Source organism: Enterobacter sp. Res13-Sevr-PEC09-46, from assembly GCF_015672585.1.
Lineage (GTDB): Bacteria > Pseudomonadota > Gammaproteobacteria > Enterobacterales > Enterobacteriaceae > Enterobacter > Enterobacter hormaechei_C.
In genome coordinates this window covers 1-24066 of record NZ_JADABR010000016.1, presented here as the reverse complement: position 1 = coordinate 24066, position 24066 = coordinate 1, and the positions used below count along the sequence as shown (strand labels likewise).

General features: G+C 55.6%; 18 protein-coding genes. 10 read left to right on the top strand and 8 right to left on the bottom strand.

From position 1 onward, the window contains the following. Nucleotides 1-229 precede the first annotated feature (229 nt). Nucleotides 230-2260 carry an alpha-amylase gene (locus tag IMQ56_RS09385; RefSeq protein WP_045911883.1) on the bottom strand — a complete coding sequence of 677 codons (2031 nt, stop codon included), beginning with the start codon at nt 2258-2260 and terminating at the stop codon, nt 230-232. Nucleotides 2261-2574: 314 nt separating this feature from the next. On the opposite strand from IMQ56_RS09385, the gene IMQ56_RS09380 reads away from it, so the two are divergent. Next, complete coding sequence (locus IMQ56_RS09380) at nt 2575-3399, top strand: protein bax (protein ID WP_023295596.1); 825 nt, start codon at nt 2575-2577, stop codon at nt 3397-3399. Between the two features lie 35 nt (nt 3400-3434). Here the strand turns inward: IMQ56_RS09380 and xylR are convergent, their stop codons facing one another. The 4 genes from xylR to xylF all read right to left on the bottom strand — a co-directional run bounded on the left by xylR (nt 3435) and on the right by xylF (nt 8412). Then, nucleotides 3435-4613: a D-xylose utilization transcriptional activator XylR gene (xylR, locus tag IMQ56_RS09375; RefSeq protein WP_003860152.1), complete on the bottom strand. Its 1179-nt coding sequence runs from the start codon at nt 4611-4613 to the stop codon at nt 3435-3437. Between the two features lie 33 nt (nt 4614-4646). After that, nucleotides 4647-5828: a xylose ABC transporter permease XylH gene (xylH, locus tag IMQ56_RS09370; protein ID WP_017693799.1), complete on the bottom strand. Its 1182-nt coding sequence runs from the start codon at nt 5826-5828 to the stop codon at nt 4647-4649. After that, entirely contained in the window at nt 5806-7347 is a 1542-nt protein-coding gene (locus tag IMQ56_RS09365; RefSeq protein ID WP_196063924.1) for a xylose ABC transporter ATP-binding protein, read from the bottom strand. The genes xylH and IMQ56_RS09365 overlap by 23 nt, the downstream gene beginning before the upstream one ends. 72 nt (nt 7348-7419) lie before the next feature. After that, nucleotides 7420-8412 (bottom strand): D-xylose ABC transporter substrate-binding protein, encoded by a 993-nt coding sequence (gene xylF / locus IMQ56_RS09360; RefSeq protein ID WP_006808602.1) that lies wholly within the window; start codon nt 8410-8412, stop codon nt 7420-7422. Between the two features lie 371 nt (nt 8413-8783). On the opposite strand from xylF, the gene xylA reads away from it, so the two are divergent. Next, the gene (gene xylA / locus IMQ56_RS09355) at nt 8784-10106 is read left to right on the top strand and encodes a xylose isomerase (RefSeq protein ID WP_026080557.1); all 1323 of its coding nucleotides are present in this window, start codon (nt 8784-8786) and stop codon (nt 10104-10106) included. Nucleotides 10107-10165: 59 nt separating this feature from the next. Next, nucleotides 10166-11620: a xylulokinase gene (gene xylB / locus IMQ56_RS09350; RefSeq protein ID WP_015572743.1), complete on the top strand. Its 1455-nt coding sequence runs from the start codon at nt 10166-10168 to the stop codon at nt 11618-11620. Nucleotides 11621-11672: 52 nt separating this feature from the next. Here the strand turns inward: xylB and IMQ56_RS09345 are convergent, their stop codons facing one another. After that, nucleotides 11673-12668, bottom strand: coding sequence for an acyltransferase (locus tag IMQ56_RS09345; RefSeq protein ID WP_023304607.1), 996 nt, complete (start codon nt 12666-12668; stop codon nt 11673-11675). A gap of 184 nt (nt 12669-12852) precedes the next feature. Here IMQ56_RS09345 and IMQ56_RS09340 point away from each other — a divergent pair, with 184 nt between their 5' ends. From IMQ56_RS09340 to glyS, 3 genes are all read left to right on the top strand, one after another. Continuing rightward, nucleotides 12853-13158: a YsaB family lipoprotein gene (locus tag IMQ56_RS09340; RefSeq protein WP_017693801.1), complete on the top strand. Its 306-nt coding sequence runs from the start codon at nt 12853-12855 to the stop codon at nt 13156-13158. 160 nt (nt 13159-13318) lie between these two features. After that, nucleotides 13319-14230 (top strand): glycine--tRNA ligase subunit alpha, encoded by a 912-nt coding sequence (gene glyQ, locus IMQ56_RS09335; RefSeq protein ID WP_003860141.1) that lies wholly within the window; start codon nt 13319-13321, stop codon nt 14228-14230. Between the two features lie 9 nt (nt 14231-14239). Then, nucleotides 14240-16309, top strand: coding sequence for a glycine--tRNA ligase subunit beta (gene glyS, locus IMQ56_RS09330; protein ID WP_196063923.1), 2070 nt, complete (start codon nt 14240-14242; stop codon nt 16307-16309). A 145-nt stretch (nt 16310-16454) separates the two neighbouring features. Here the strand turns inward: glyS and fadA are convergent, their stop codons facing one another. Next, on the bottom strand, nt 16455-17618 hold the full coding sequence (fadA, locus tag IMQ56_RS09325; protein ID WP_048219340.1) for an acetyl-CoA C-acyltransferase FadA: 1164 nt from the start codon (nt 17616-17618) through the stop codon (nt 16455-16457). Between the two features lie 9 nt (nt 17619-17627). Then, nucleotides 17628-19817, bottom strand: a complete 2190-nt coding sequence (gene fadB, locus IMQ56_RS09320; protein ID WP_048219343.1) for a fatty acid oxidation complex subunit alpha FadB — start codon at nt 19815-19817, stop codon at nt 17628-17630. 190 nt (nt 19818-20007) lie between these two features. On the opposite strand from fadB, the gene pepQ reads away from it, so the two are divergent. Genes pepQ through hemG form a run of 4 tightly spaced genes read left to right on the top strand, consistent with a single transcriptional unit; the run spans nt 20008 to nt 24002 of the window. Further along, on the top strand, nt 20008-21339 hold the full coding sequence (gene pepQ, locus IMQ56_RS09315) for a Xaa-Pro dipeptidase (RefSeq protein WP_017382602.1): 1332 nt from the start codon (nt 20008-20010) through the stop codon (nt 21337-21339). Further along, on the top strand, nt 21339-21953 hold the full coding sequence (locus IMQ56_RS09310; RefSeq protein WP_015572737.1) for an IMPACT family protein: 615 nt from the start codon (nt 21339-21341) through the stop codon (nt 21951-21953). The genes pepQ and IMQ56_RS09310 overlap by 1 nt, the downstream gene beginning before the upstream one ends. Nucleotides 21954-21994: 41 nt before the next feature. Then, entirely contained in the window at nt 21995-23446 is a 1452-nt protein-coding gene (gene trkH, locus IMQ56_RS09305) for a Trk system potassium transporter TrkH (protein ID WP_006808591.1), read from the top strand. A gap of 10 nt (nt 23447-23456) precedes the next feature. Next, nucleotides 23457-24002, top strand: coding sequence for a menaquinone-dependent protoporphyrinogen IX dehydrogenase (gene hemG, locus IMQ56_RS09300; protein ID WP_196063922.1), 546 nt, complete (start codon nt 23457-23459; stop codon nt 24000-24002). The last annotated feature ends 64 nt before the right edge of the window (nt 24003-24066 follow it).

Genomic DNA, 24066 nt, shown 5'->3' with positions numbered 1-24066 from the left:
TTATTCCTTCCGGCTTATCGGGGACGGGCGGAGGTAACATCCCTGTAAAGCCCGCCCTCTCGGCGCATCCCTGCGCCTCGCCCCGGCCTACAGGAAACGCCTCAGCGATTTACAGCCGGACCGAGGCATCGCTGAAAGCCCTCAGTTATTCTGAGGCAACGTTATAGCTTTTGCTTTCAAATTACTGGGGATCCCTCAGCCCCTGGGGAGAGGGTTAGGGTGAGGGGGTCTATTGATTACCCGCCCACACCACCATCACCTTATCGCCCTTGTGCTCGCGCACAAAGCCGTAGCCTTCTTTCATCGACAGCGTTGTTTGCTTGCCTTCACCCACCGCCGGATGACGGGCGCGGAACTGCCCCAGAAGCTGCCAGTGGGCGACAGTTAACGCCTGTTTACCCGTGACGTCCTGCCAGTTCATATCCGAACGGGTTCCCTGTAGCGGATCGGAGCCCGTCGGGCCGAATGGACGCTCTGATTCATCGCCGTAATAGATCTGGACGCTTCCCGGTGCCAGCAGCAGTAACTCAGCGGCGCGCTGGCCCCCTTCACGGAACAGACGAGTATCATGGGAGGAGAGATAGCTCAGCACATTAAAACTTTGCAGCTTTTCTGCCATTTGCTGCCAGGTCAAATCCATATCGGCCAGACAGTCCACCGCTTTCGCCGCCTGCTCCTGATAGTCAAAGTTGATCATCGCATCGAAACCGTGGCGGTAATAATCGCTCTGCATCACGCCGTGGCCCCAGGATTCACCGGTCATCCAGAATGGCGCATTGTCGAGTTTTTTGTCCGGGTTGGCGGCTTTCCACGCGGCCAGCGCCTGGCTGGCCTGGTTTTTCAGTTGCTGCCAGGCTTCAGGCTCAACGTGCTTAGCGGTATCGACCCGGAAGCCGTCGATGCCGTAGTCACGTACCCACTGGCTGAGCCAGTGAGTCAGGTAATCTCGCGGCGTGAAATTCGTCATCACTTTCGCGTTGGTATCGGGCTTGTGTTGATAAAAGTTCGGCAAACCTGACGGGATCTTAGATTCCGTTTTCAGATCAGGCAGGAAGGCCAGCGACATGGTCAGATCGTCAAAGCCCGGGTTGTCGTAATCACCGATATCGGTACGGATCCATTTTTTACCCCACCATTTTTCCCATGCGGCTTTGTCACTGAAGTTGATGTAATCGTTGAAGCTGTGCCAGCTTTGACCCGCGCCTGGCTTCCAGTCAGACCAGCGCTCGCCGAGGGTTTTTTTCAGCTCATCGCCCTGCAAATAGAGCGCGCCAAACTGATACTCTTGCATATCTGCAAGCGTCGCATAACCCGCGTGGTTCATGACAATGTCAAACAGGACGCGGATACCGCGCCTGTGCGCGTCGTCGACAAGCTGGCGTAAATCATCTTCGCTGCCCATGTTGGCGTCGAGTTTCGTCCAGTCCTGAGTGTAATAGCCGTGATAGGCGTAGTGGGGGAAATCCCCTTTGGTGCCGCCGCCAACCCAGCCGTGGATTTGCTCCAGCGGTGAGCTTATCCAGAGCGCATTCACGCCCAGTTGCTGAAGGTAATCCAGTTTGCTGGTAAGCCCTTTCAGATCGCCGCCGTGGAAAGTACCAATCTCCTGCATACCGTCTTTATGGCGGCCATAGCTGTTGTCGTTGGTGGGGTCGCCATTTACGAAGCGATCGGTCAGCACGAAATAGACGGTGGCGTTTTGCCAGCTGAATGGCGCGGGTTTGTCCGTCTCGGCGCGCTCAAGCAGCAGCAGGCCATTGCTGTTGGCGGCTGGCTGAAGAATTACTTTGCCGTTTTGAACGGTCGCGGTCTGTTTGCTGTAAAAATCACGCACCACCGTGCCTTCCGGAAAGGTGTTAACGACATCGATCGTGAGCGGTTTGCCGTCCCACTTCGGGCACTGGCGGGTAACGTTTGCGACAGGCTGTGGCGCCGCACTTTGTACCGTCAACATCAGCGTCGGCGTTCCCGAGCGCGTATCAATACGCATCTGATAAACGCCGTCACGGAATAACCGCCACTGCGGTGGGGTCCCTTCGCAGGGTTTGAGCGACAGCATCTCGTTGAGTTTAATGGCACCTGTCGGCTGCCAGCACGCGTTATCAAGACTCAACGTCAGCGGGCGGGTACCCTTCGCAAGCGTTGCCTGGCTGGTAAAGACGCCGGTACCTTCAGCGCTAAACGCGTTAAATCCCGGCGATGACCAGTCGGCATGCGCGAATGCGGGTAACATCAGAACAGCTAATGCAGTGCGTTTCATTCCATTTTCCTGTCGCGGCATTTTTGACCAGTGTGCCACTCGGCTCAGGGGAAAAACTCCTCCTCTGAGGCTTTCTGCCAGGAGGACGCGAAGGGATGAGTGATCCCGCGCAAAATTAGGCAGTTATCTGCGATATCGCGCACATTTTTCTAGTGCTGGTGATTTAATGAGCATGTTCCGGATGACATAGTTTCGGAATTGGACTATTTGTATACGTGCTCTTGAGGACTATTTTTGGTATGATTTGAGATTCCGCTCTCAAATTTTTGAAGAAAATAAGGTGTTGGAATGTTTATATCCGACCAGGAGACCTAATGATATCGACTCCCATTCGACGATATGGGGCCGCGATACTCATGTTACTCACCATGGCATTTTCAGGTGAGGTGCTTGCAAAGACGCACGCGGATACAACGAGTAAGAAAGCCCACGTAATAAAGACGACAAGCAGTAAGGTTAGCAGTAAACAAGAGTATTCTCGCAATAGTGCAAAGAGTAGTTCACTTCCTGATTTGCGAAAATACCCTTCCGGGACACCAAGGAAAAAAGCGTTTCTCCGGACGGTAATGCCTTACATTAAAAGTCAAAATGCCGCGATTACTGCGGATCGTAACTGGCTGATCTCCAAACAGTACGATAGCCGCTGGTCGCCGTCTGAGCGCACTCGCCTGAAAGACATCGCCAAACGCTATAAAGTGAAGTGGAGCGGGAACACGCGTCGTGTGCCGTGGAATACTCTGTTAGAGCGTGTGGACATTATTCCAGGCAGTATGGTCGCGACAATGGCCGCCGCCGAAAGCGGTTGGGGCACCTCGAAGCTGGCACGCAACAACAACAATCTGTTTGGCATGAAATGCGCAAAAGGTCGTTGTACTAATGCACCCGGCAAGGTGAAGGGCTATTCACAGTTTGAATCGGTGAAAGATTCCGTGAATGCCTATGTGGTGAACCTGAACACCCACCCGGCCTACTCCTCGTTCCGTAAGTCACGCGCTCAGCTGCGTAAGGCGGATCAGGAAGTAACGGCTACGGCGATGATCCACAAGCTGAAAGGTTATTCCACTCAGGGACAGCGTTATAACAATTACCTGTTCTCCATGTACCAGGATAACCAGCGTCTGATTGCCGCACATATGTAATGAAAAACGCCTTCCACTGGAAGGCGTTCTTTTTTCTAGAGCAGGACTTCACTGTACCGTTCCCGGTACTCCTTCGGCGTGGTGTCATACTCTTTTCTGAACACCGAATAGAAATACTGAAGCGACGGATAGCCGCACATCTGTGAAATCTCGTTGATCGACAGCGAGGTGGAGATCAGCAGACTGCGCGCTTTCTCCAGCTTTTCCGCATGGATCACGGCGTGAATCGTCTCACCGACTTCCTCTTTGAACCGCTTCTCCAGATTCGAACGTGAAATGCCGACCGAATCGAGCACCTGATCGACCTTAATCCCTTTGCAGGCATGATTGCGAATGTAGTGCATCGCCTGAATCACGGCCGGATCGTTTAAGGAGCGGTAGTCAGTTGAGCGACGCTCGACCACGCGAACGGGCGGAACCAGCAGACGCTGGAGCGGCAGGGATTCGTTGTCTAACAGTCTGTGCAGCAGCTTTGCGGCCTGATAGCCCATCTGACGGGTACCCTGAGCCACGGATGAGAGCGCCACGCGCGACAGATAGCGCGTAAGCTCTTCGTTATCAATACCAATCACGCACAGCTTTTCAGGCACCGGAATATGCAAATGTTCGCACACCTGTAATACGTGGCGGGCGCGGGCGTCCGTCACGGCGATAATCCCTGTCTGGGGCGGCAGAGTTTGCAGCCAGTCAGCCAGGCGATTTTGTGCGTGCTGCCAGTTTTCTGGCGCGGTTTCCAGCCCCTGATAAACGACGCCGCGATACTTCTCCTGGGCAACCAGCTGGCAGAAGGCATATTCACGCTCCATCGCCCAGCGCTTTCCGCTGGTGGCGGGCAATCCGTAAAACGCAAAACGATGTACGCCTTTCTCCTTTAAATGGAGGAAGGCGGTCTCGACCAGAGCATGGTTATCCGTGGCGATATAGTGAACGGGGGGGTAATGTTCCGGTGTATGGTAAGAGCCGCCAACGCCCACGATAGGCACGTCGACGCCACTCAGCAACTGTTCAATCACGGGGTCGTCAAAGTCAGCGATGACCCCATCTCCCAGCCAGTCTTTGATGTTCTCCAGACGGGTACGAAAATCTTCTTCGATGAAAATATCCCATTCGGATTGCGACGCCTGCAAATATTCGCCAACCCCTTCAACCACCTGCCGGTCATAGGCTTTGTTGGCATTGAATAACAACGTAATGCGGTGACGCTTTTCAAACATGGCTCATTTCCCAAATTAGTCACGATAGTGTTATCAGGCGCGCCGCTTGGTGGCAGAGTCCATCCAGACTGCCAGCAAAAGAATGGCACCCTTGACGATATACTGCCAAAACGTCGGCACGTCCATCATACTCATCCCGTTATCCAGCGAAGCCATAATAAATGCGCCCATCACCGCCCCCGCCACGCTGCCAATGCCCCCGGCGAGGCTGGTCCCGCCAATCACGCAGGCGGCGATGGCGTCCAGCTCGGCAATGTTACCCGCAGACGGGGAGCCCGCCCCCAGTCGCGAACTGAGGATCAGCCCCGCGATGGCCACCATCAGGCCGTTGATGGCAAAGACGGCGAGTTTGGTGCGTTCTACGTTGATACCAGATAAACGCGCGGCTTCCAGATTGCCGCCGATGGCATAAATACGGCGACCGAATGCGGTACGTGTGGCCATAAACATCCCACCTAACAGCAACAGCGCCAGCAGCAGAACGGGCGTTGGGACGCCGCGATAATCGTTTAACAGCCAGATGGCCCCCAGCACAATCACCGCAGTAAGCGCCTGACGGCCGACAACCGAGGTTGAGGCAGGCGAGGTCAGCCCCAGCGCCTGGCGACGCATGCGTCCTCGCCATTGCCACGCGACAAACGCCATCAGCCCAACCACGCCGATCGTAAAACCGACGCCATCAGAGAGGTAGCTTTGGCCAATCTGGGACATCGAGGCGCTGGTCGGGGAGACGGTGGTGCCGTTGGTGATCCCAATCAGAATGCCGCGGAAGGCCAGCATCCCCGCTAAGGTGACGATAAACGACGGGACTTTACGGTAGGCCACCCACCAGCCATTCCACGCCCCTAGAAGCAGACCCAGCACCAGCGTGACCGCAATCGTCAGCGGCAGCGGCCAGCCGAGCCAGACGTCAAAAATTGCCGCCACGCCGCCGAGCAGACCCATCATCGACCCTACCGACAGGTCAATTTCCGCTGAGATAATCACAAAGACCATCCCCACCGCCAGGATCCCGGTGATGGCGGTCTGACGCAGCAGGTTAGAGACGTTACGTGCGCTTAAATAGGAGCCATCGGTCATCCAGGTAAAGAACAACATGATCACGATAATGGCGGCAATCATTACAAAAACTTGCAGATTCAGCGATTTAAGTCCTGCGAACGCACCGGGCGTCGGAACAGCGACTTTGATATCAGACGGGTTGCTTTTCGACATGGCGTTCGCTCCTTAAGGCAGCTTCCATCACCTGCTCTTGCGTCAGGTTCTGGTTGTTCAGGTTGGCTTTGAGTTTCCCTTCATGCATGATCAGCACGCGGTCGCTCAGCCCCAGCACTTCAGGCAATTCGGACGAGATAACAATGACGGCAATCCCTTGCTGTACAAGCTGGTTGATCAGCTTGTAGATTTCATACTTCGCGCCGATATCGATCCCGCGGGTGGGTTCGTCCAGAATTAAAATGCGCGGATTAAGCAGCAGGCAGCGCGCCAGAATCGCTTTCTGCTGGTTGCCGCCGCTCAGGCGTCCTATCGCCAGCTCCGGCGAGGAGGTTTTCACCTTAAGCCGGGCAAGCGACTGGAGAATACACTGCTGTTCTGCGGCATCATCCAGGCAGCTCAGCGCGCCGGAAAACTGGCTGAGCGCCGCCAGCGTGATATTTTTTCCCACCGCCATTACCGGCACGATGCCGTCTTTTTTGCGGTCTTCTGGCACCATGGCAATGCCCTTAGCAATAGCCTGCTGGCAGTTGTCGATTTTTACCGGCTGACCGTCGATATAAATTTTGCCTTCCCAGCGCCCCGGCCAGACCCCAAAGAGACACTGCACGGCCTCGGTTCTTCCCGCACCCACTAAACCCGCAATGCCGAGAATTTCGCCGCGGTGCAGCGAGAAGGAGAGGTTATCCACGCGCTTGATATGGCGGTTAACGGGATGCCACGCCGTCAGGTTTTCCACGCGCAGGAGCTCTTCGCCGATGGTGTGCGGTTCGTTGGGATACAGCGCGGTGAGTTCGCGACCCACCATCATGGTGATGATGTCATCCTCGCTCATGCCTTCTGCTTCACGCGTGCCGATGTGCTGCCCGTCGCGGATGACGCAGATGGTGTCGGAAATGGCTTTCACCTCATTGAGCTTGTGCGAAATATAGATGCAGGCGATACCGTGGTTTTGCAGATCGCGGATGATATTGAGCAGTACGGCGGTTTCCTGTTGGGTGAGTGAGGCGGTTGGTTCGTCGAGGATCAGCAGGCGCACCTGTTTGTTCAGCGCCTTGGCGATCTCGACCAGCTGCTGCTGGCCTAAACCTAAGTCGCCCACGCGCGTATCCGGTGAGATAGCCAGGCTCACCTGAGCCAGCAGTTTTTCGCAGCGCAGCGTCATGGTGTCGTAATCCAGTACGCCGTGGCGTGAGAGTTCGGCACCGAGAAAGATATTTTCCAGCACGGTAAGGTGCTTCACCAGCGCCAGCTCCTGGTGAATGATAGCGATGCCTTTACGTTCGGTATCGCGAATGTGCGTGGCCTGGAGCACTTCACCGGCAAAAACGATTTCGCCCTCGTAGCTGCCGTGCGGGTAGATCCCGCACAACACTTTCATCAGCGTGGATTTTCCCGAGCCATTTTCGCCGCACAGCGACATCACTTCGCCGGGATTCAGCCGCAGGCTTACGTTATCGACTGCTTTCACCGCTCCGAAGGCTTTGGTGATGCTTTTCATTTCAAGTAAATAAGACATAACTGCTCCGCATAGCCCAACAGATGAACAGGGCAGGTCAATGCGCCCCTGCCGGGCAGGGGCTGCGCTGGATTACAGTTCACTCTTCTTATGGAAACCGTCTTTCACCACGGTGGCGTCAATATTCTCTTTGTTGACTTCGATAGGGGTAAGCAGGCGAGCAGGTACGTCTTTCAGGCCGTTATTTAACGTCGCGTCTGCTTTAGGTTGCTGGCCATTGCCCAGTTCAACGGCAATTTCGGCGGCCGTATTGGCAAGCTCGGTAATGGGCTTATACACCGTCATGGTCTGGGTACCCGCGATGATGCGTTTTACACCCGCAAGGTCGGCGTCCTGGCCGGAAATAGCGACTTTCCCGGCCAGACCCTGCGCGCTCAGCGCCTGAATGGCGCCACCCGCAGTGGCATCGTTAGAGGCCACCACCGCATCGATTTTGTTGTTATTTGCGGTCAACGCGTTTTCCATAATTTTCAGCGCGTTTTCCGGTAACCAACCGTCAGCCCACTGGTCGCCGACGACTTTAATTTTGCCCTCGTCGATATATGGCTTCAGCACTTTCATTTGTCCCTGGCGGAACAGTTTGGCGTTGTTATCCACGGGCGAGCCGCCCATCAGGAAATAATTCCCCTGAGGCACTTTTGCGACCAGGCTTTTAGCCTGTAATTCGCCCACCTTTTCATTGTCGAACGAAATATAATAATCAATATCGGCATTATTAATCATGCGGTCATAAGCCAGGACTTTTATCCCTTCCTGTTTCGCTTCTTTCACCACGTTGCTTAATACCTGGCCGTTATACGGGATAATGACCAGCACATCGACGCCACGGTTGATCATATTCTCGATTTGCGACATTTGCGTCTCTTCGTTGCCGTTAGCGGACTGAACGAACACCTCCGCGCCGAGAGATTCCGCTTTTTTAACAAAGATATCGCGATCTTTTTGCCAGCGCTCCAGGCGTAAGTCATCAATCGCCATGCCGATTTTGACCTCTTTGGCATGTCCGGCAAAGCTTGCAAGCAGGAGAGTAGTGCAGAGCGTTAGGGTCAGGTTCTTTATCTTCATAATTATTAGGCCTTTTTGTAGGGGTATGTGTAGCTGAGATAAAAGAAACGTTCACTGCTGAGACGCAGCAAATTTTTAACGTGGAAAGGCCTGCTGGCAATTACAGATTTTTATCTTCTCATTACGATATTTGGTTTATTTCTGAATTTATGACCGCGATCGGATTTTAAAAAGCGTAACCTATTAATTACATTTGATTCTGGAATGCGCGCCGAAAAATAGTTTGTCTGCGCATTATTTTGCGAGCCAGCGCACAATTGCGCATTATCTCAATAGCAGTGTGAAATAACGTAATTGAGCAACCTCCAATGTCTATTCACTATTACTCCAGAAGCAAGACCACGCCGCATACCCTGATTATGGAGCTCAATATGCAAGCTTATTTCGACCAACTCGATCGCGTTCGTTTCGAAGGCACGAAAACGACCAATCCTTTAGCATTTCGTCACTACAACCCGGATGAGCTGGTGCTGGGTAAGCGCATGGAAGATCACTTGCGCTTTGCCGCCTGCTACTGGCACACCTTCTGCTGGAACGGTGCCGATATGTTCGGCGTGGGCTCTTTTGACCGTCCATGGCAACAGCCGGGCGAGGCCATTGAGCTGGCGAAGCGTAAAGCCGACGTCGCGTTCGAGTTCTTCCATAAGCTGAACGTGCCGTACTACTGTTTCCACGATGTGGACGTGTCGCCGGAAGGGGCATCGCTGAAAGAGTATCTGAACAATTTCGCGCAGATGGTCGACGTACTGGCTGAAAAACAGCAGCAAAGCGGCGTGAAGCTGCTCTGGGGTACGGCTAACTGCTTTACCAATCCTCGCTATGGCGCGGGTGCGGCAACCAACCCGGACCCGGAAGTCTTCAGCTGGGCGGCAACCCAGGTCGTGACCGCGATGAACGCCACGCATCAGCTGGGCGGTGAGAACTATGTACTCTGGGGCGGTCGTGAAGGCTATGAAACGCTGCTGAATACCGACCTGCGTCAGGAGCGTGAGCAGATTGGTCGCTTTATGCAGATGGTTGTGGACCACAAACACAAAATCGGTTTCCGCGGCACGCTGCTGATTGAGCCAAAACCACAGGAGCCAACCAAGCATCAGTATGATTATGATGTCGCCACCGTGTATGGCTTCCTGAAGCAGTTTGGTCTGGAAAAAGAGATCAAAGTGAATATTGAGGCTAACCACGCTACCCTGGCGGGCCACTCGTTCCATCACGAAATTGCCTCTGCGATTGCGCTGGGCATCTTCGGCTCTGTCGATGCTAACCGTGGTGATCCACAGCTGGGCTGGGATACCGACCAGTTCCCGAACAGCGTGGAAGAGAATGCGCTGGTGATGTACGAGATCATCAAAGCGGGCGGTTTCACCACCGGCGGCCTGAACTTCGACGCCAAAGTGCGTCGCCAGAGCACCGACAAATACGATCTGTTCTACGGGCATATTGGCGCGATGGACACCATGGCGCTGGCGCTGAAAGTAGCGGCCCGTATGATTGAAGACGGTGAGCTGGATAAGCGCGTGGCGAAGCGCTACAGCGGCTGGAACAGTGAGCTGGGCCAGCAAATTTTGAAAGGTCAGTTATCGCTTGCGGAGATCGCGAAGTACGCTGAACAGCATCAGCTTGCGCCGCAGCATCAGAGCGGCCATCAGGAGCTGCTGGAAAACCTGGTCAATCACTACCTGTTCGATAAATAACAGCATCCAGGCCCGGTAAGCGCAGCGCCACCGGGCATTTTCGTCAAAGGAGCCACCACATGTATATCGGGATCGATCTTGGCACGTCGGGGGTGAAAGCCATCCTGTTAAGCGAGCAGGGCGATGTATTAGCCACGCACACTGAAAAGTTGCAGGTTTCACGTCCGTATCCGCTTTGGTCGGAACAAGATCCGGAGCAGTGGTGGCAGGCGACGGACCGTGCGATGAAAGCCTTAGGCGAGCAGCACAGCCTGCGCGACGTGAAGGCACTGGGCATTGCCGGGCAAATGCATGGCGCAACGTTGCTGGATAGTCAGCATCGCGTTCTGCGCCCGGCTATTCTCTGGAACGATGGCCGCTGTGCGGAAGAGTGCGCGATCCTTGAGGAGCGTGTGCCTGCGTCCCGCGAAATTACGGGCAACCTGATGATGCCCGGTTTTACCGCGCCAAAACTCCTGTGGGTGCAGCGCCATGAGCCTGAGATTTTCCGTCAGGTGGCGAAGGTTCTGTTGCCGAAAGACTACCTGCGTTTTCGCATGACAGGGGATTTTGCCAGCGACATGTCTGACGCCGCGGGCACGATGTGGCTCGACGTGGCGAAACGGGACTGGAGCGAGGCGATGCTGGATGCCTGCCAGCTGACGCGCGACCATATGCCTGCGCTGTTTGAAGGCAGTGAAATCACGGGGGCTTTACAGCCTTCTGTTGCTGAACGCTGGAACATGCCAGCCGTACCTGTCGTCGCCGGCGGCGGCGATAATGCGGCGGGTGCGGTCGGCGTGGGGATGGTCGAGGCAGGGCAGGCCATGCTCTCACTCGGTACCTCCGGCGTCTATTTTGCCGTCAGTGACGGGTATCGTAGCAACCCTGGAAGCGCCGTACACAGCTTCTGCCACGCGTTGCCGGGTAAATGGCATTTGATGTCGGTGATGCTGAGCGCGGCTTCCTGCCTCGACTGGGCGGCAAAGCTAACCGGAATGGCGGACGTCCCGGCGCTTATCACAGCGGCACAGCAGGCAGATGATAATGCCGGTGCGGTTTGGTTTTTACCGTACCTTTCCGGCGAGCGGACGCCGCATAACAACCCGGAAGCGAAAGGGGTGTTCTTCGGTCTTACCCATCAGCACGGCCCGGCAGAGCTTGCGCGCGCGGTGCTTGAAGGCGTTGGCTATGCTCTGGCGGACGGAATGGATGTCGTGCATGACTGTGGACTGACGCCATCCAGCATTACGTTAATTGGCGGCGGTGCACGAAGCAGCTACTGGCGGCAAATGCTTTCCGATATCAGCGGGTTGCAGCTGGACTATCGTACGGGAGGCGATGTCGGCCCGGCGCTCGGTGCGGCACGGCTGGCGCAAATTGCGCTGAACCCGGATAAACCACTGCACCAGCTTTTGCCCCAGCTGCCGCTTGAACGACAGCATCGTCCTGATGCGAAAAATCATGCTCGCTATGCTGAAAGACGAGACGTGTTCCGCAAAATCTATCAGCAGCTTTTGCCGCTAATGTCATAAACAGGAGCCGGGTGGCGATAACGCTTACCCGGCCTACCAGCCTTCAACCGGGTTAGCTTACAAACCTGCGCGTATCGATTCTTTGCAGCAACATTGACAGCAGCAGGCTGACAACCAGCGTAACGGTAAATATCCAGACAATATCCAGCACCGGCCAGCTTTTAAGCTCAACGCCGCGGGTGCGCAGGGCGTGGATCACCAGCGCGTGAAAACCGTAAATGCCCAGCGAGTGGCGAGAGATAAACCCCAGCACCGGAAGCGGGCGGGCATTCAGGGTGTTTTTAACCAGCGTCAGCAGAGAGATCGCGCAGATAAAGACCATCGGCCCGCAGTAGAGATACCAGGTATCGGCAAAGTTGCCGCGCCATTGCAGCTCATGCAGCGTCCCGCGAGAGATAATAAACACACCGACGAGAAACGCGGCTGCGCATAGCCAGTTTATTCCTCGCTTTTGCGTCTCCATCATGCCAATGGCGCGCCCCAGCATGCCGTACAGCACGTAATAAAATGTATCCCCGGTGATATAGAGGTTAACGGGCAGCCATTCAAAGCCATCAATTTTCTGTGAAACGGTATTCGGGTTGGCCACGATCCCGATTATTACCATCAAGGCCAGCAGCATTTTACCGCTGACGTTTTTTACCTGAATTAACGGTGACACCAGATAGATAACGATTATCGCGAAGAAAAACCACAGATGATAGAACACCGGTTTTTGCAACAAATTGAGCAGGGAACGTTCAGCGTTAATTGAAGTGAACAGGATGATATAGAGCAGCGAAATGGCGCTGTAAAACAGCAGACAGGAGACAATACGGATGAAATGTCTTGGCTGCGCGCTACGCTCGCCAAAAAAGAGAAAACCGGAAATCATAAAGAACAGCGGGACGCTCACGCGGGAGGCCGAGTTCAGAATATTGGCGACATCCCAGTTAACAGGGCTGATACTGTGCGCGTTCGTGACATACCAGGTCGTTGTGTGGATCATCACCACCATCAGACAGGCTATTCCCCGCAGGTTATCAATCCAGTTAATTTTTGACTGCATCAGTTCCTCTGTATTCCTGATAAAAAAAGTGTGACTGCGATTGTGTAAAACTTTTCCCTTGGAAAATTCTGAGTTTAGCCAGGCTAACTTGTAGGGAGCTGGCGAGATTCGCAGAATGACGGACTTTAATCTATAAACGTGTTGCTACTAAAAATAACAGCCACTGACCAGGGCGGTAATAAAAATGATGATGAAGCGTGGGGTGTCACTCTTTCTGCTGCTCTTATTAACAGGATGCAGTGCTTCTGAGGAGATACCTGTCCAAAAAGCGCAGCAGGGGAAAATGAGCCCGGAGCGTTCCCTGAATATGGAACAGCTGTGCAGGGATCAGGCGGCTCACCGCTATAATTCCGAAGCACAGAAAATTCATATAAACGGCTTCGAGCGCTTTCAGGGCAGCTATGAACTGAAAGGCTATACGGCGCGTAAAGAGGGCTTTGTCTGCTCTTTTGATGCAGACGGCCAGTTTTTACATCTCTCAATGCGTTAAATTGCTCGTATAAGCAGCAACCAGAGCCTTCGCAGGTTCTGGCTGTAGGGCTTATTCCCCAATTTTCCCTAAACAACCCCGTTTCGTACTGTATATCTTGCAGCCAGCGGGTATACTGATCCCTTCCATTTAAAACCACACGTATCCAGCACGAAATACTATGCAAAAGTTTGATACCAAGACCTTCCAGGGCCTGATCCTGACCTTACAGGATTACTGGGCTCGTCAGGGCTGCACCATTGTTCAACCTTTGGACATGGAAGTTGGCGCAGGCACCTCACACCCGATGACCAGCCTGCGCGCGTTAGGGCCAGAGCCAATGGCGACCGCCTATGTGCAGCCATCCCGTCGTCCGACCGATGGCCGTTACGGCGAAAACCCGAACCGTTTGCAGCACTACTATCAGTTCCAGGTGGTGATTAAGCCATCACCCGACAACATTCAGGAACTGTACCTCGGGTCACTGAAAGAGCTGGGTATGGATCCAACCATTCACGACATTCGTTTCGTGGAAGATAACTGGGAAAACCCAACGCTGGGTGCCTGGGGTCTGGGTTGGGAAGTGTGGCTGAACGGCATGGAAGTGACCCAGTTCACTTACTTCCAGCAGGTTGGCGGTCTGGAATGTAAACCGATTACCGGCGAAATCACCTATGGTCTGGAACGTCTGGCCATGTACATTCAGGGCGTAGACAGCGTTTACGACCTGGTCTGGAGCGACGGCCCGCTGGGTAAAACCACCTACGGCGACGTGTTCCATCAGAACGAAGTGGAGCAATCCACCTATAACTTCGAATACGCGGACGTGGACTTCCTGTTCACCTGCTTCGAGCAGTACGAGAAAGAAGCCCAGCAGCTGCTGGCGCTGGAGACTCCGCTGCCGCTGCCTGCCTACGAGCGTATTCTGAAGGCTGCCCACAGCTTCAACCTGCTGGATGCCCGCAAAGCGATCTCCGTGACTGAACGTCAGCGCTACATTCTGCGTATTCGTACCCTGACCAAAGCCGTTGCAGAAGCTTACTACGCGTCCCGTGAAGCCCTTGGCTTCCCGATGTGCAACCGAAACAAATAAGAGGCGGCCATGTCTGAGAAAACTTTCCTGGTGGAAATCGGCACTGAAGAGCTGCCACCAAAAGCCCTGCGCAGCCTGGCTGAATCTTTCGCTGCGAACGTCACTGCTGAGCTGGATAACGCTGGCCTGGCGCACGGTAAAATTGAGTGGTTTGCTGCGCCGCGTCGTCTGGCGCTGAAAGTGGCAAACCTGGCGGCGTCCCAGCCGGATCGCGAAGTTGAAAAACGTGGCCCGGCCATTGCTCAGGCGTTCGACGCGGAAGGCAAGCCGAGCAAAGCGGCAGAAGGCTGGGCGCGCGGCTGCGGCATCACCGTTGATCAGGCTGAGCGTCTGACCACCGACAAAGGTGAATGGCTGCTGTACCGTGCCCATGTGAAAGGCGAAAGCGCCGAAGCGCTGCTGCCTGACATGATCGCGACCTCGCTGGCAAAATTGCCGATTCCTAAGCTGATGCGCTGGGGCGCGTCCGACGTACACTTTGTGCGTCCGGTTCACACCGTGACCCTGCTGCTGGGCGATACCGTTATCCCGGCGACCATTCTGGGCGTGGCGTCCGATCGCGTGATCCGCGGCCATCGCTTTATGGGCGAGTCGGAGTTCACTATCGACAATGCTGACCAGTACCCGCAGATCCTGCTGGAGCGCGGCAAGGTCATTGCTGACTACGAACAGCGTAAAGCCAAAATCAAAGCGGACGCAGAAGACGCGGCGCGCAAAATTGGCGGTAATGCTGATCTGAGCGACAGCCTGCTGGAAGAGGTGACCTCGCTGGTCGAATGGCCAGTTGTACTGACCGCGAAATTCGAAGAGAAATTCCTGGCCGTTCCGGCAGAAGCGCTGGTTTACACCATGAAGGGTGACCAGAAGTACTTCCCGGTTTACGCCAACGACGGCAAGCTGCTGCCAAACTTCATCTTCGTGGCGAACATCGAATCGAAAGATCCGAGCCAGATTATCTCCGGTAACGAGAAAGTGGTGCGTCCGCGTCTGGCGGATGCCGAGTTCTTCTTCAATACCGACCGTAAAAAACGACTGGAAGACAACCTGCCGCGTCTGCAAACCGTACTGTTCCAGCAGCAGCTGGGTACGCTACGCGACAAGACCGACCGTATCGCGGAGCTGTCCGGCTGGATTGCCCGTGAAATTGGCGCCGACGTTAACCACGCTACCCGCGCAGGCCTGCTCTCCAAGTGCGACCTGATGACCAACATGGTGTTCGAATTTACCGACACCCAGGGCGTGATGGGCATGCACTACGCGCGTCACGATGGCGAAGCGGAAGACGTGGCGGTAGCGCTGAACGAGCAGTATCAGCCGCGCTTTGCCGGTGACGATCTGCCGTCTAACCCGGTTGCCTGCGCTGTGGCGATTGCCGATAAGATGGACACCCTGGCGGGTATCTTCGGTATCGGTCAGCATCCGAAAGGCGATAAAGACCCGTTTGCGCTGCGTCGTGCTGCGCTGGGCGTGCTGCGAATCATCGTAGAGAAGAACCTCAACCTCGATCTGCAAACGCTGACCGAAGAAGCGGTACGTCTGTACGGCGATAAGCTGACCAACGCGAAGGTTGTGGATGATGTTATCGACTTTATGCTCGGTCGTTTCCGCGCGTGGTATCAGGACGAAGGTTACTCCGTTGATACCATTCAGGCGGTGCTGGCGCGTCGTCCGACCCGTCCGGCAGATTTCGATGCGCGTATGAAAGCGGTATCCCACTTCCGTACGCTGGAAGCGGCGTCTGCGCTGGCCGCGGCCAACAAGCGCGTATCCAACATCCTCGCGAAATCCGACGAGACTCTGAACGAGCGCGTCAACGCTGCAACCCTGAAAGAGCCGGAAGAGATTTCTCTGGCGATGCAGGTTGCGGTGCTGCGCGACAAGCTGGAGCCGTACTTCGCGGAAGGTCGCTACCAGGAAGCGCTGGTGGAGCTGGCGGAGCTGCGTGACGTCATCGACGCCTTCTTCGAGAAGGTGATGGTGAACGTGGAAGATAAAGAGCTGCGGATTAACCGTCTCTCGATGCTTGAGAAACTGCGTGAGTTGTTCCTGCGCGTGGCGGACATTTCGCTGCTGCAATAACGTAAAAAACCCGCCCCTGACAGGCGGGAAGAACGGCAACTAAACTTTTTCTCTTCGTAGGCCGGGAAAGCGTAGCGCCTCCCGGCAAAAGCCCGATGGCGCGATGCTTATCGGGCCTACGTTACTTTGAGATACTTTTCCTTATTTACACCCTCTCAAACACCGTCGCGATCCCCTGACCTAACCCGATACACATCGTTGCCAGACCAAACTGGGCATCTTTGCGTTCCATCAGGTTAATCAGCGTGGTACTGATACGCGCCCCGGAGCAGCCCAGCGGGTGACCGAGGGCGATCGCGCCGCCGTTGAGGTTAATCTTCTCGTCGATCTGATCCATCAGTCCCAGATCTTTAATGCACGGCAGGATCTGCGCGGCGAACGCTTCGTTCATCTCAAAGAGGTCGATATCACTTGCGCTCAGCCCCGCTTTTTTCAGCGCCAGTTTTGACGCCGGAACCGGACCGTAACCCATGATGGAAGGATCGCAGCCCACGACCGCCATCGAACGCACGCGGGCGCGTGGCGTCAGGCCTAATTCGCGGGCGCGGCTTTCGCTCATCACCAGCATCGCGGCGGCGCCGTCGGACAGGGCGGACGAGGTGCCCGCCGTTACCGTGCCGGTGACCGGATCAAACGCCGGACGCAGGGTAGAAAGCGCTTCGACCGTGGTTTCCGGGCGGATAACTTCGTCGTAGCTGAACTGCTTCAGTACGCCGTCTGCGTCGTGACCGCCGGTTGGGATGATCTCATTCTTAAAGGCACCAGACTGCGTGGCGGCCCAGGCGCGGGCATGCGAGCGTGCGGCAAACGCATCCTGCATCTCACGGCAGATGCCGTGCAGACGGGAGAGCATCTCGGCGGTCAGGCCCATCATACCGGCGGCTTTCGCCACGTTGCGGCTCATGCCTGGATGGAAATCGACCCCGTGGCTCATTGGCACGTGGCCCATGTGCTCCACGCCGCCCACCAGACAGGCCTGCGCATCGCCGGTCATGATCATCCGTGCCGCGTCGTGCAGCGCCTGCATCGACGAACCGCAAAGACGGTTGACGGTGACGGCCGGAACCGAATGCGGGATCTCCGCCAGCAGGGACGCGTTACGGGCAATGTTGAAGCCCTGCTCCAGCGTCTGCTGGACGCAGCCCCAGTAGATATCGTCCAGCGCTGCTGGGTCCAGCGCCGGGTTACGCGCCAGCAGGCTACGCATCAGGTGCGCGGAGAGGTCTTCCGCGCGCACGTTACGGAACGCACCGCCTTTTGAACGGCCCATCGGGGTGCGAATCGCATCAACAATGACAACCTTTTCCATTGTGACTCCTTAAGCCGTTTTCAGTTCGCCAACCGGACGGGCTGGCTCAACTGCTGGGTAGTAGGGTTCGTTATGGCGCGCTTTGTTACGCAGCCCTTCCGGCACCTCATAAAGCGGGCCGAGGTGCTGGTACTGCTGAGCCATATCGAGATAGCGGGCGCTGCCGAGCGTATCCAGCCAGCGGAACGCGCCTCCGTGGAACGGAGGGAAGCCGAGGCCGTACACCAGCGCCATATCCGCTTCTGCCGGGCTGGCGATAATGCCTTCTTCGAGGCAGCGCACCACTTCGTTGACCATTGGGATCATCATCCGTGCGATGATCTCATCGTCGGTGAAGTCGCGTTTTGGCTGACTGACGTTGGCCAGCAGGCCATCCACCGCCGGATCTTCTTCTTTCTTCGGTTTGCCTTTGCTGTCTTCTTTATAGCGCCAGAAGCCCAGACCGTTTTTCTGCCCGAAGCGGTTGGCGTCGAACAGGGCATCAATGGCGTCGCGATAATCTTTCTGCATGCGCTGCGGGAAGCCCGCCGCCATCACCGCCTGCGCGTGATGGGCAGTGTCGATGCCGACAACGTCCAGCAGATACGCCGGGCCCATCGGCCAGCCGAACTGTTTTTCCATCACTTTGTCGATTTTGCGGAAGTCTGCGCCGTCGCGCAGCAGCTGGCTGAAACCGGCGAAGTACGGGAACAGCACGCGGTTAACGAAGAAGCCCGGGCAGTCGTTAACCACGATCGGCGTTTTGCCCATCTTGCTCGCCCACGCCACCACTTTGGCGATGGTTTCGTCGGAGGTTTTTTCCCCTCGGATCACTTCGACCAGCGGCATGCGGTGCACCGGGTTAAAGAAGTGCATCCCGCAGAAGTTTTCCGGACGCTTCAGCACGCTCGCCAGTTCGCTGATAGGAATGGTGGAGGTGTTAGAGGCCAGCACGGTTTCCGGACGCACCTTGTCTTCGGTTTCGGCCAGCACCGCTTTTTTCACTTTCGGGTTCTCGACGACCGCTTCAACCACCACGTCCACACGGTCGAAACCGCTGTATTCCAGCACTGGCTGGATGGTGGAGATCACGCCTGCAAGCTTCAGACCATCAATTTTGCCGCGCTCAAGCTGTTTATTCAGCAGCTTGGCCGCTTCGGTCATGCCCAGCGTCAGGGATTTCTCGTTGATGTCCTTCATCACCACCGGCACGCCTTTCCAGGCAGACTGATAGGCGATGCCGCCCCCCATAATGCCCGCGCCGAGTACCGCCGCGTGTTTTGGCGTTTCAACGTTTTTGGTGAGTTGTTTGGCTTTGCCTTTCACGAACTGATCGTTAAGGAAGATACCAACCAGCGCGCGGGCTTCGTTGGTGTGCGCCAGCGGGACAAAGCTCTGGTTTTCAAGCTTCAGAGCGTCATCACGGCCCAGACGGGCTGCCGCTTCAATGGTTTTCACCGCCGTGATCGGCGCCGGGTAGTGTTTACCCGCCGTCTGCATCACCATGCCTTTGGCGATGGTGAAGCTCATGGTGGCTTCAATTTTGCTGAGCTTTAATGGCTCCAGCTTTGGCTGACGTTTGGCTTTCCAGTCGAGATCGCCGTTAATCGCCTGACGGAGGATGGCGATAGCACCCTCAATCAGTTTTTCAGGCTTAACCACGCCGTCCACCAGGCCGATTTTCTGCGCCTGTTCTGCGCCGACATCTTTACCCGCGGCAATGATCTCCAGCGCGCTGTCGGCACCCAGCATGCGCGGCATACGCACGGAACCGCCAAAGCCCGGCATGATGCCCAGCTTGGTTTCCGGCAGGCCGATGCGCAGGTCCGGCGTCGCCAGACGGTAGTCGGTCGCCAGCACGCACTCGCAGCCACCACCCAGCGCGTAGCCGTTAACGGCGGAAAGGGTCGGGACAGGCAGATCTTCCAGACGATTAAAAACGCTGTTGGCAAAGTGCAGCCACTGGCTCAGCTGTTCTTCGGGCACCAGGAACAGCGACAGGAATTCGGTGATATCCGCGCCAACGATAAAGGCCGCTTTGTTGGAGCGCAGCAGCAGCCCTTTCAAATCTGATTGCTTTTCAAGTACATCCAGCGCCTGGCCAAGACTGGCCACCGTCGCGGTATCAAGCTTGTTCACTGAGCCGGGGGCATCGAACACCAGTTCGGCAATGCCATCTTCCAGCCAGTCTACGTACAGGGTGTCGCCTTTGTAGAGCATGTCGGTCTCCTGAATCCAGCAATTGGATCTGGTCATACCAGATGAAACGGAGTGTGGAATTTATGTTAATAAAATGCAAATTAGTCATTAAGAAATTGCTGCGCTGATCACGGTCGGTGGAAATCACGCAGCCGGAGTGAGGTGTGCTAAGATGCGATGACTTGAGGTCAAAAAAACGAAAGGAAGAATGATGGACTCACTGGCTTCGCTTTATAAAAATCATATCGTTACCCTACAGGAACGTACCCGCGATGTACTGGCCCGCTTCAAGCTGGATGCCCTGCTGATCCACTCCGGCGAGCTGATGAATACTTTTCTTGATGACCATGCTTATCCCTTCAAGGTTAACCCGCAGTTTAAAGCCTGGGTGCCTGTCACGCAGGTTCCAAATTGCTGGCTGCTGGTGGATGGCGTGAACAAGCCGAAACTGTGGTTCTACCTGCCGGTCGATTACTGGCACAACGTGGAGCCGCTGCCGACCTCATTCTGGACCGAAGAAATTGACGTGATTGCGCTGCCAAAAGCAGACGGTATTGGCAGCCAGCTGCCAGCGGCGCGCGGCAACATCGGCTACATTGGTCCGGTTCCTGAGCGTGCGCTGGGTCTGGATATTCCGGCAGATAAACTCAACCCGAAAGGCGTGCTGGATTATCTGCACTACTATCGCGCCTACAAGACCGACTACGAACTTTACTGCATGCGTGAAGCGCAAAAAACGGCGGTGAATGGCCACCGTGCGGCGCACGAAGCGTTCCAGTCCGGTATGAGCGAGTTCGATATTAATCAGGCCTACCTGACGGCGACCGGCCACCGCGATACCGACGTGCCGTACAGCAACATCGTGGCGCTGAATGAACATGCCTCGGTTCTGCACTACACCAAACTGGATCATCAGGTTCCGGCTGAGATGCGCAGCTTCCTGCTGGACGCGGGGGCTGAGTACAATGGTTATGCGGCAGACCTGACCCGTACCTGGGCGGCGAATGCGGATACCGATTTTGCGCAATTGATCAAAGACGTGAACGACGAACAGCTGGCGCTAATTGGCACCATGAAGGCCGGAACCAGCTACGTGGATTATCACATCCAGTTCCATCAGCGCATCGCTAAACTGCTGCGTAAGCATCAGATTGTCAAAGACATGAGCGAAGAGGCGATGGTTGAGAACGATCTGACCGGGCCATTTATGCCGCATGGTATCGGCCACCCGCTGGGGTTGCAGGTTCATGACGTCGCGGGCTTTATGCAGGATGATACCGGTACGCACCTGGCGGCACCGTCTAAATATCCTTATCTGCGCTGCACCCGCGTTCTGGCGCCGCGTATGGTATTGACCATCGAGCCGGGCATCTACTTTATTGAATCCCTGTTGGCACCGTGGCGCGAAGGGCAATTCAGCAAGCACTTCAACTGGGAGAAAATTGAAGCGCTGAAGCCGTATGGCGGCATTCGTATCGAGGATAACGTGGTTATTCACGAGAACAGCATTGAGAACATGACGCGAGATCTGAAGCTGGCCTGATGGAAAGCTGGCTGATACCGGCCGAGCCGGTCACCTTTGTTGAGGAAATCAAGAAAAGCCGCTTTATCACGCTGCTGGCGCATACCGACGGCGTGGAAGCGGCGAAGGCGTTCGTCGAGTCCGTCCGCGCGCAGCACCCCGATGCCCGCCATCACTGTGTGGCGTGGGTCGCAGGGCCGCCAGACGACTCACAGCAGCTCGGGTTTTCTGACGACGGTGAACCGGCGGGTACGGCCGGAAAACCGATGCTATCCCAGTTGATGGGCAGCGGCGTGGGTGAAATCACCGCCGTTGTTGTCCGCTACTACGGGGGCATTTTGTTAGGCACCGGAGGGCTGGTTAAAGCCTACGGAGGTGGTGTCCAGCAGGCGCTTAATCTGCTGATAACAACCCGCAAAACGCCACTTACGGAATATACTTTGTTATGCGATTACGCCCAGCTATCGGGTATCGAAGCACTGCTTAAACAGTTTAACGGTGTCATCGCACACAGTGATTATCAGGCAATGGTGCAATTACGCGTGGCGCTTCCTCAGGCGGAACTGGCTGCTTTTTCAGCAAAACTCGCTGATTTTAGTCGCGGTTCATTGCAATTACTGCCGATTGAAGAATAATCCCCACCTCACAATTTTGAATACCTAAGGAAGCGGCAGAGATGCATTTTCGTGCCATTACCCGAATCGTTGGATTGCTGGTCATACTTTTCTCCGGGACAATGATCATTCCCGGACTGGTGGCGCTCATCTACCGGGACGGCGCGGGGCGTGCATTTACGCAAACCTTTTTTGTCGCGCTGACGATTGGCTCCCTGCTGTGGTGGCCAAACCGCCGTGAGAAAGGTGAACTGAAATCCCGGGAGGGGTTTCTGATTGTGGTCCTGTTCTGGACGGTACTGGGAAGCGTGGGTGCGCTGCCGTTTATCTTCTCCGAACAACCGAATCTCACCGTCACGGATGCGTTTTTTGAATCGTTCTCTGGATTAACGACCACCGGGGCTACCACGCTGGTGGGGCTGGATTCGCTCCCGCATGCGATTCTCTTTTACCGGCAGATGCTCCAGTGGTTCGGCGGTATGGGGATCATCGTCCTGGCGGTGGCTATCCTGCCCATTCTGGGCGTCGGGGGGATGCAGCTCTACCGGGCAGAGATGCCCGGCCCGCTGAAAGATAACAAGATGCGCCCACGTATTGCGGAGACGGCGAAAACCCTGTGGCTTATCTATGTCCTGCTGACGGTGGCCTGCGCGCTGGCGCTGTGGTTTGCCGGGATGCCTGCGTTTGATGCCATCGGACACAGCTTTGCGACTATTGCTATCGGCGGGTTCTCCACCCACGACGCCAGCGTCGGCTACTTCGACAGCCCGACAATCAATACCATCATTGCCATCTTTTTGCTGATCTCAGGCTGTAACTACGGTCTACACTTCTCGTTGCTTAGCGGACGGAGCCTGAAGGTGTACTGGCGCGACCCGGAGTTCCGGATGTTTATTGGCGTCCAGCTGACCCTGGTGGTTATCTGTACCCTGGTACTGTGGTTCCACGATGTTTATAACTCGGCGGTCACGACCCTGAACCAGGCCTTCTTCCAGGTGGTATCGATGGCGACAACCGCTGGTTTCACCACGGACAGTATTGCGCGTTGGCCATTGTTCCTGCCGGTGCTGCTGTTGTGCTCTGCGTTTATCGGCGGTTGCGCCGGGTCAACGGGCGGCGGTCTGAAGGTGATCCGCATCCTGCTGCTGTTCAAGCAGGGGAACCGTGAGCTGAAACGTCTGGTCCACCCGAATGCGGTTTACAGTATTAAGCTGGGGAACCGCGCGCTGCCGGAGCGCATCCTCGAAGCGGTGTGGGGATTCTTTTCCGCTTATGCACTGGTCTTTATTGTCAGTATGCTGGCGATTATCGCCACGGGCGTGGATGATTTCTCTGCCTTCGCCTCTGTGGTGGCAACGTTAAACAACCTGGGGCCGGGGCTGGGCGTCGTGGCGGATAACTTCGCCAGTATGAACCCGGTGGCGAAGTGGATCTTAATCGCCAATATGCTGTTTGGGCGTCTTGAGGTCTTTACGCTGCTGGTGCTGTTTACCCCAACATTCTGGCGTGAGTAAGGAGACATTGGTGAAAACGTTAATTCTTTTCTCAACGCGTGACGGGCAAACGCGTGAGATTGCTTCATATCTGGCTTCTGAACTCAAAGAGCTGGGCATTTATTCTGATGTGGTGAACCTGAATCGCACAGAGCAGATTGCCTGGCAGGATTACGACCGCGTGGTCATTGGCGCTTCAATTCGTTACGGCCATTTCCATCCGGCGCTGGATCGCTTTGTGAAAAAGCATACGGCGGAGCTCGCTCAACTGCTTGGCGCGTTTTACTCGGTCAACCTGGTTGCCCGTAAAGCGGAGAAGCGTACGCCGCAGACCAACAGCTATACGCGCAAGTTTTTGCTAAGTTCGCCATGGCAGCCCGATATCTGTTCTGTCTTTGCTGGCGCGCTGCGTTACCCGCGTTACCGCTGGTATGACCGCTTTATGATCCGCCTGATCATGAAAATGACGGGCGGGGAAACGGATACGCGTAAAGAAGTGGTTTATACCGACTGGGCCCAGGTCGCCAGTTTTGCCCGTGAAATTGCGCGTTTAACGGACGATGCGCGGGATAAATAAGCGTTGAGTTTGAAAAGTGAGCGAACGAAATTTTTTTTGTATTTAGTGCTTGTCACTTCAGAAG

What these genes read in the sequence shown, in the direction of transcription:
- IMQ56_RS09385 (WP_045911883.1), bottom strand. Translation starts at nt 2,260, where the DNA reads ATGAAACGCACTGCATTAGCTGTTCTGATGTTACCCGCATTCGCGCAT.
- IMQ56_RS09380 (WP_023295596.1), top strand. Translation starts at nt 2,575, where the DNA reads ATGATATCGACTCCCATTCGACGATATGGGGCCGCGATACTCATGTTA.
- xylR (WP_003860152.1), bottom strand. Translation starts at nt 4,613, where the DNA reads ATGTTTGAAAAGCGTCACCGCATTACGTTGTTATTCAATGCCAACAAA.
- xylH (WP_017693799.1), bottom strand. Translation starts at nt 5,828, where the DNA reads ATGTCGAAAAGCAACCCGTCTGATATCAAAGTCGCTGTTCCGACGCCC.
- IMQ56_RS09365 (WP_196063924.1), bottom strand. Translation starts at nt 7,347, where the DNA reads ATGTCTTATTTACTTGAAATGAAAAGCATCACCAAAGCCTTCGGAGCG.
- xylF (WP_006808602.1), bottom strand. Translation starts at nt 8,412, where the DNA reads ATGAAGATAAAGAACCTGACCCTAACGCTCTGCACTACTCTCCTGCTT.
- xylA (WP_026080557.1), top strand. Translation starts at nt 8,784, where the DNA reads ATGCAAGCTTATTTCGACCAACTCGATCGCGTTCGTTTCGAAGGCACG.
- xylB (WP_015572743.1), top strand. Translation starts at nt 10,166, where the DNA reads ATGTATATCGGGATCGATCTTGGCACGTCGGGGGTGAAAGCCATCCTG.
- IMQ56_RS09345 (WP_023304607.1), bottom strand. Translation starts at nt 12,668, where the DNA reads ATGCAGTCAAAAATTAACTGGATTGATAACCTGCGGGGAATAGCCTGT.
- IMQ56_RS09340 (WP_017693801.1), top strand. Translation starts at nt 12,853, where the DNA reads ATGATGATGAAGCGTGGGGTGTCACTCTTTCTGCTGCTCTTATTAACA.
- glyQ (WP_003860141.1), top strand. Translation starts at nt 13,319, where the DNA reads ATGCAAAAGTTTGATACCAAGACCTTCCAGGGCCTGATCCTGACCTTA.
- glyS (WP_196063923.1), top strand. Translation starts at nt 14,240, where the DNA reads ATGTCTGAGAAAACTTTCCTGGTGGAAATCGGCACTGAAGAGCTGCCA.
- fadA (WP_048219340.1), bottom strand. Translation starts at nt 17,618, where the DNA reads ATGGAAAAGGTTGTCATTGTTGATGCGATTCGCACCCCGATGGGCCGT.
- fadB (WP_048219343.1), bottom strand. Translation starts at nt 19,817, where the DNA reads ATGCTCTACAAAGGCGACACCCTGTACGTAGACTGGCTGGAAGATGGC.
- pepQ (WP_017382602.1), top strand. Translation starts at nt 20,008, where the DNA reads ATGGACTCACTGGCTTCGCTTTATAAAAATCATATCGTTACCCTACAG.
- IMQ56_RS09310 (WP_015572737.1), top strand. Translation starts at nt 21,339, where the DNA reads ATGGAAAGCTGGCTGATACCGGCCGAGCCGGTCACCTTTGTTGAGGAA.
- trkH (WP_006808591.1), top strand. Translation starts at nt 21,995, where the DNA reads ATGCATTTTCGTGCCATTACCCGAATCGTTGGATTGCTGGTCATACTT.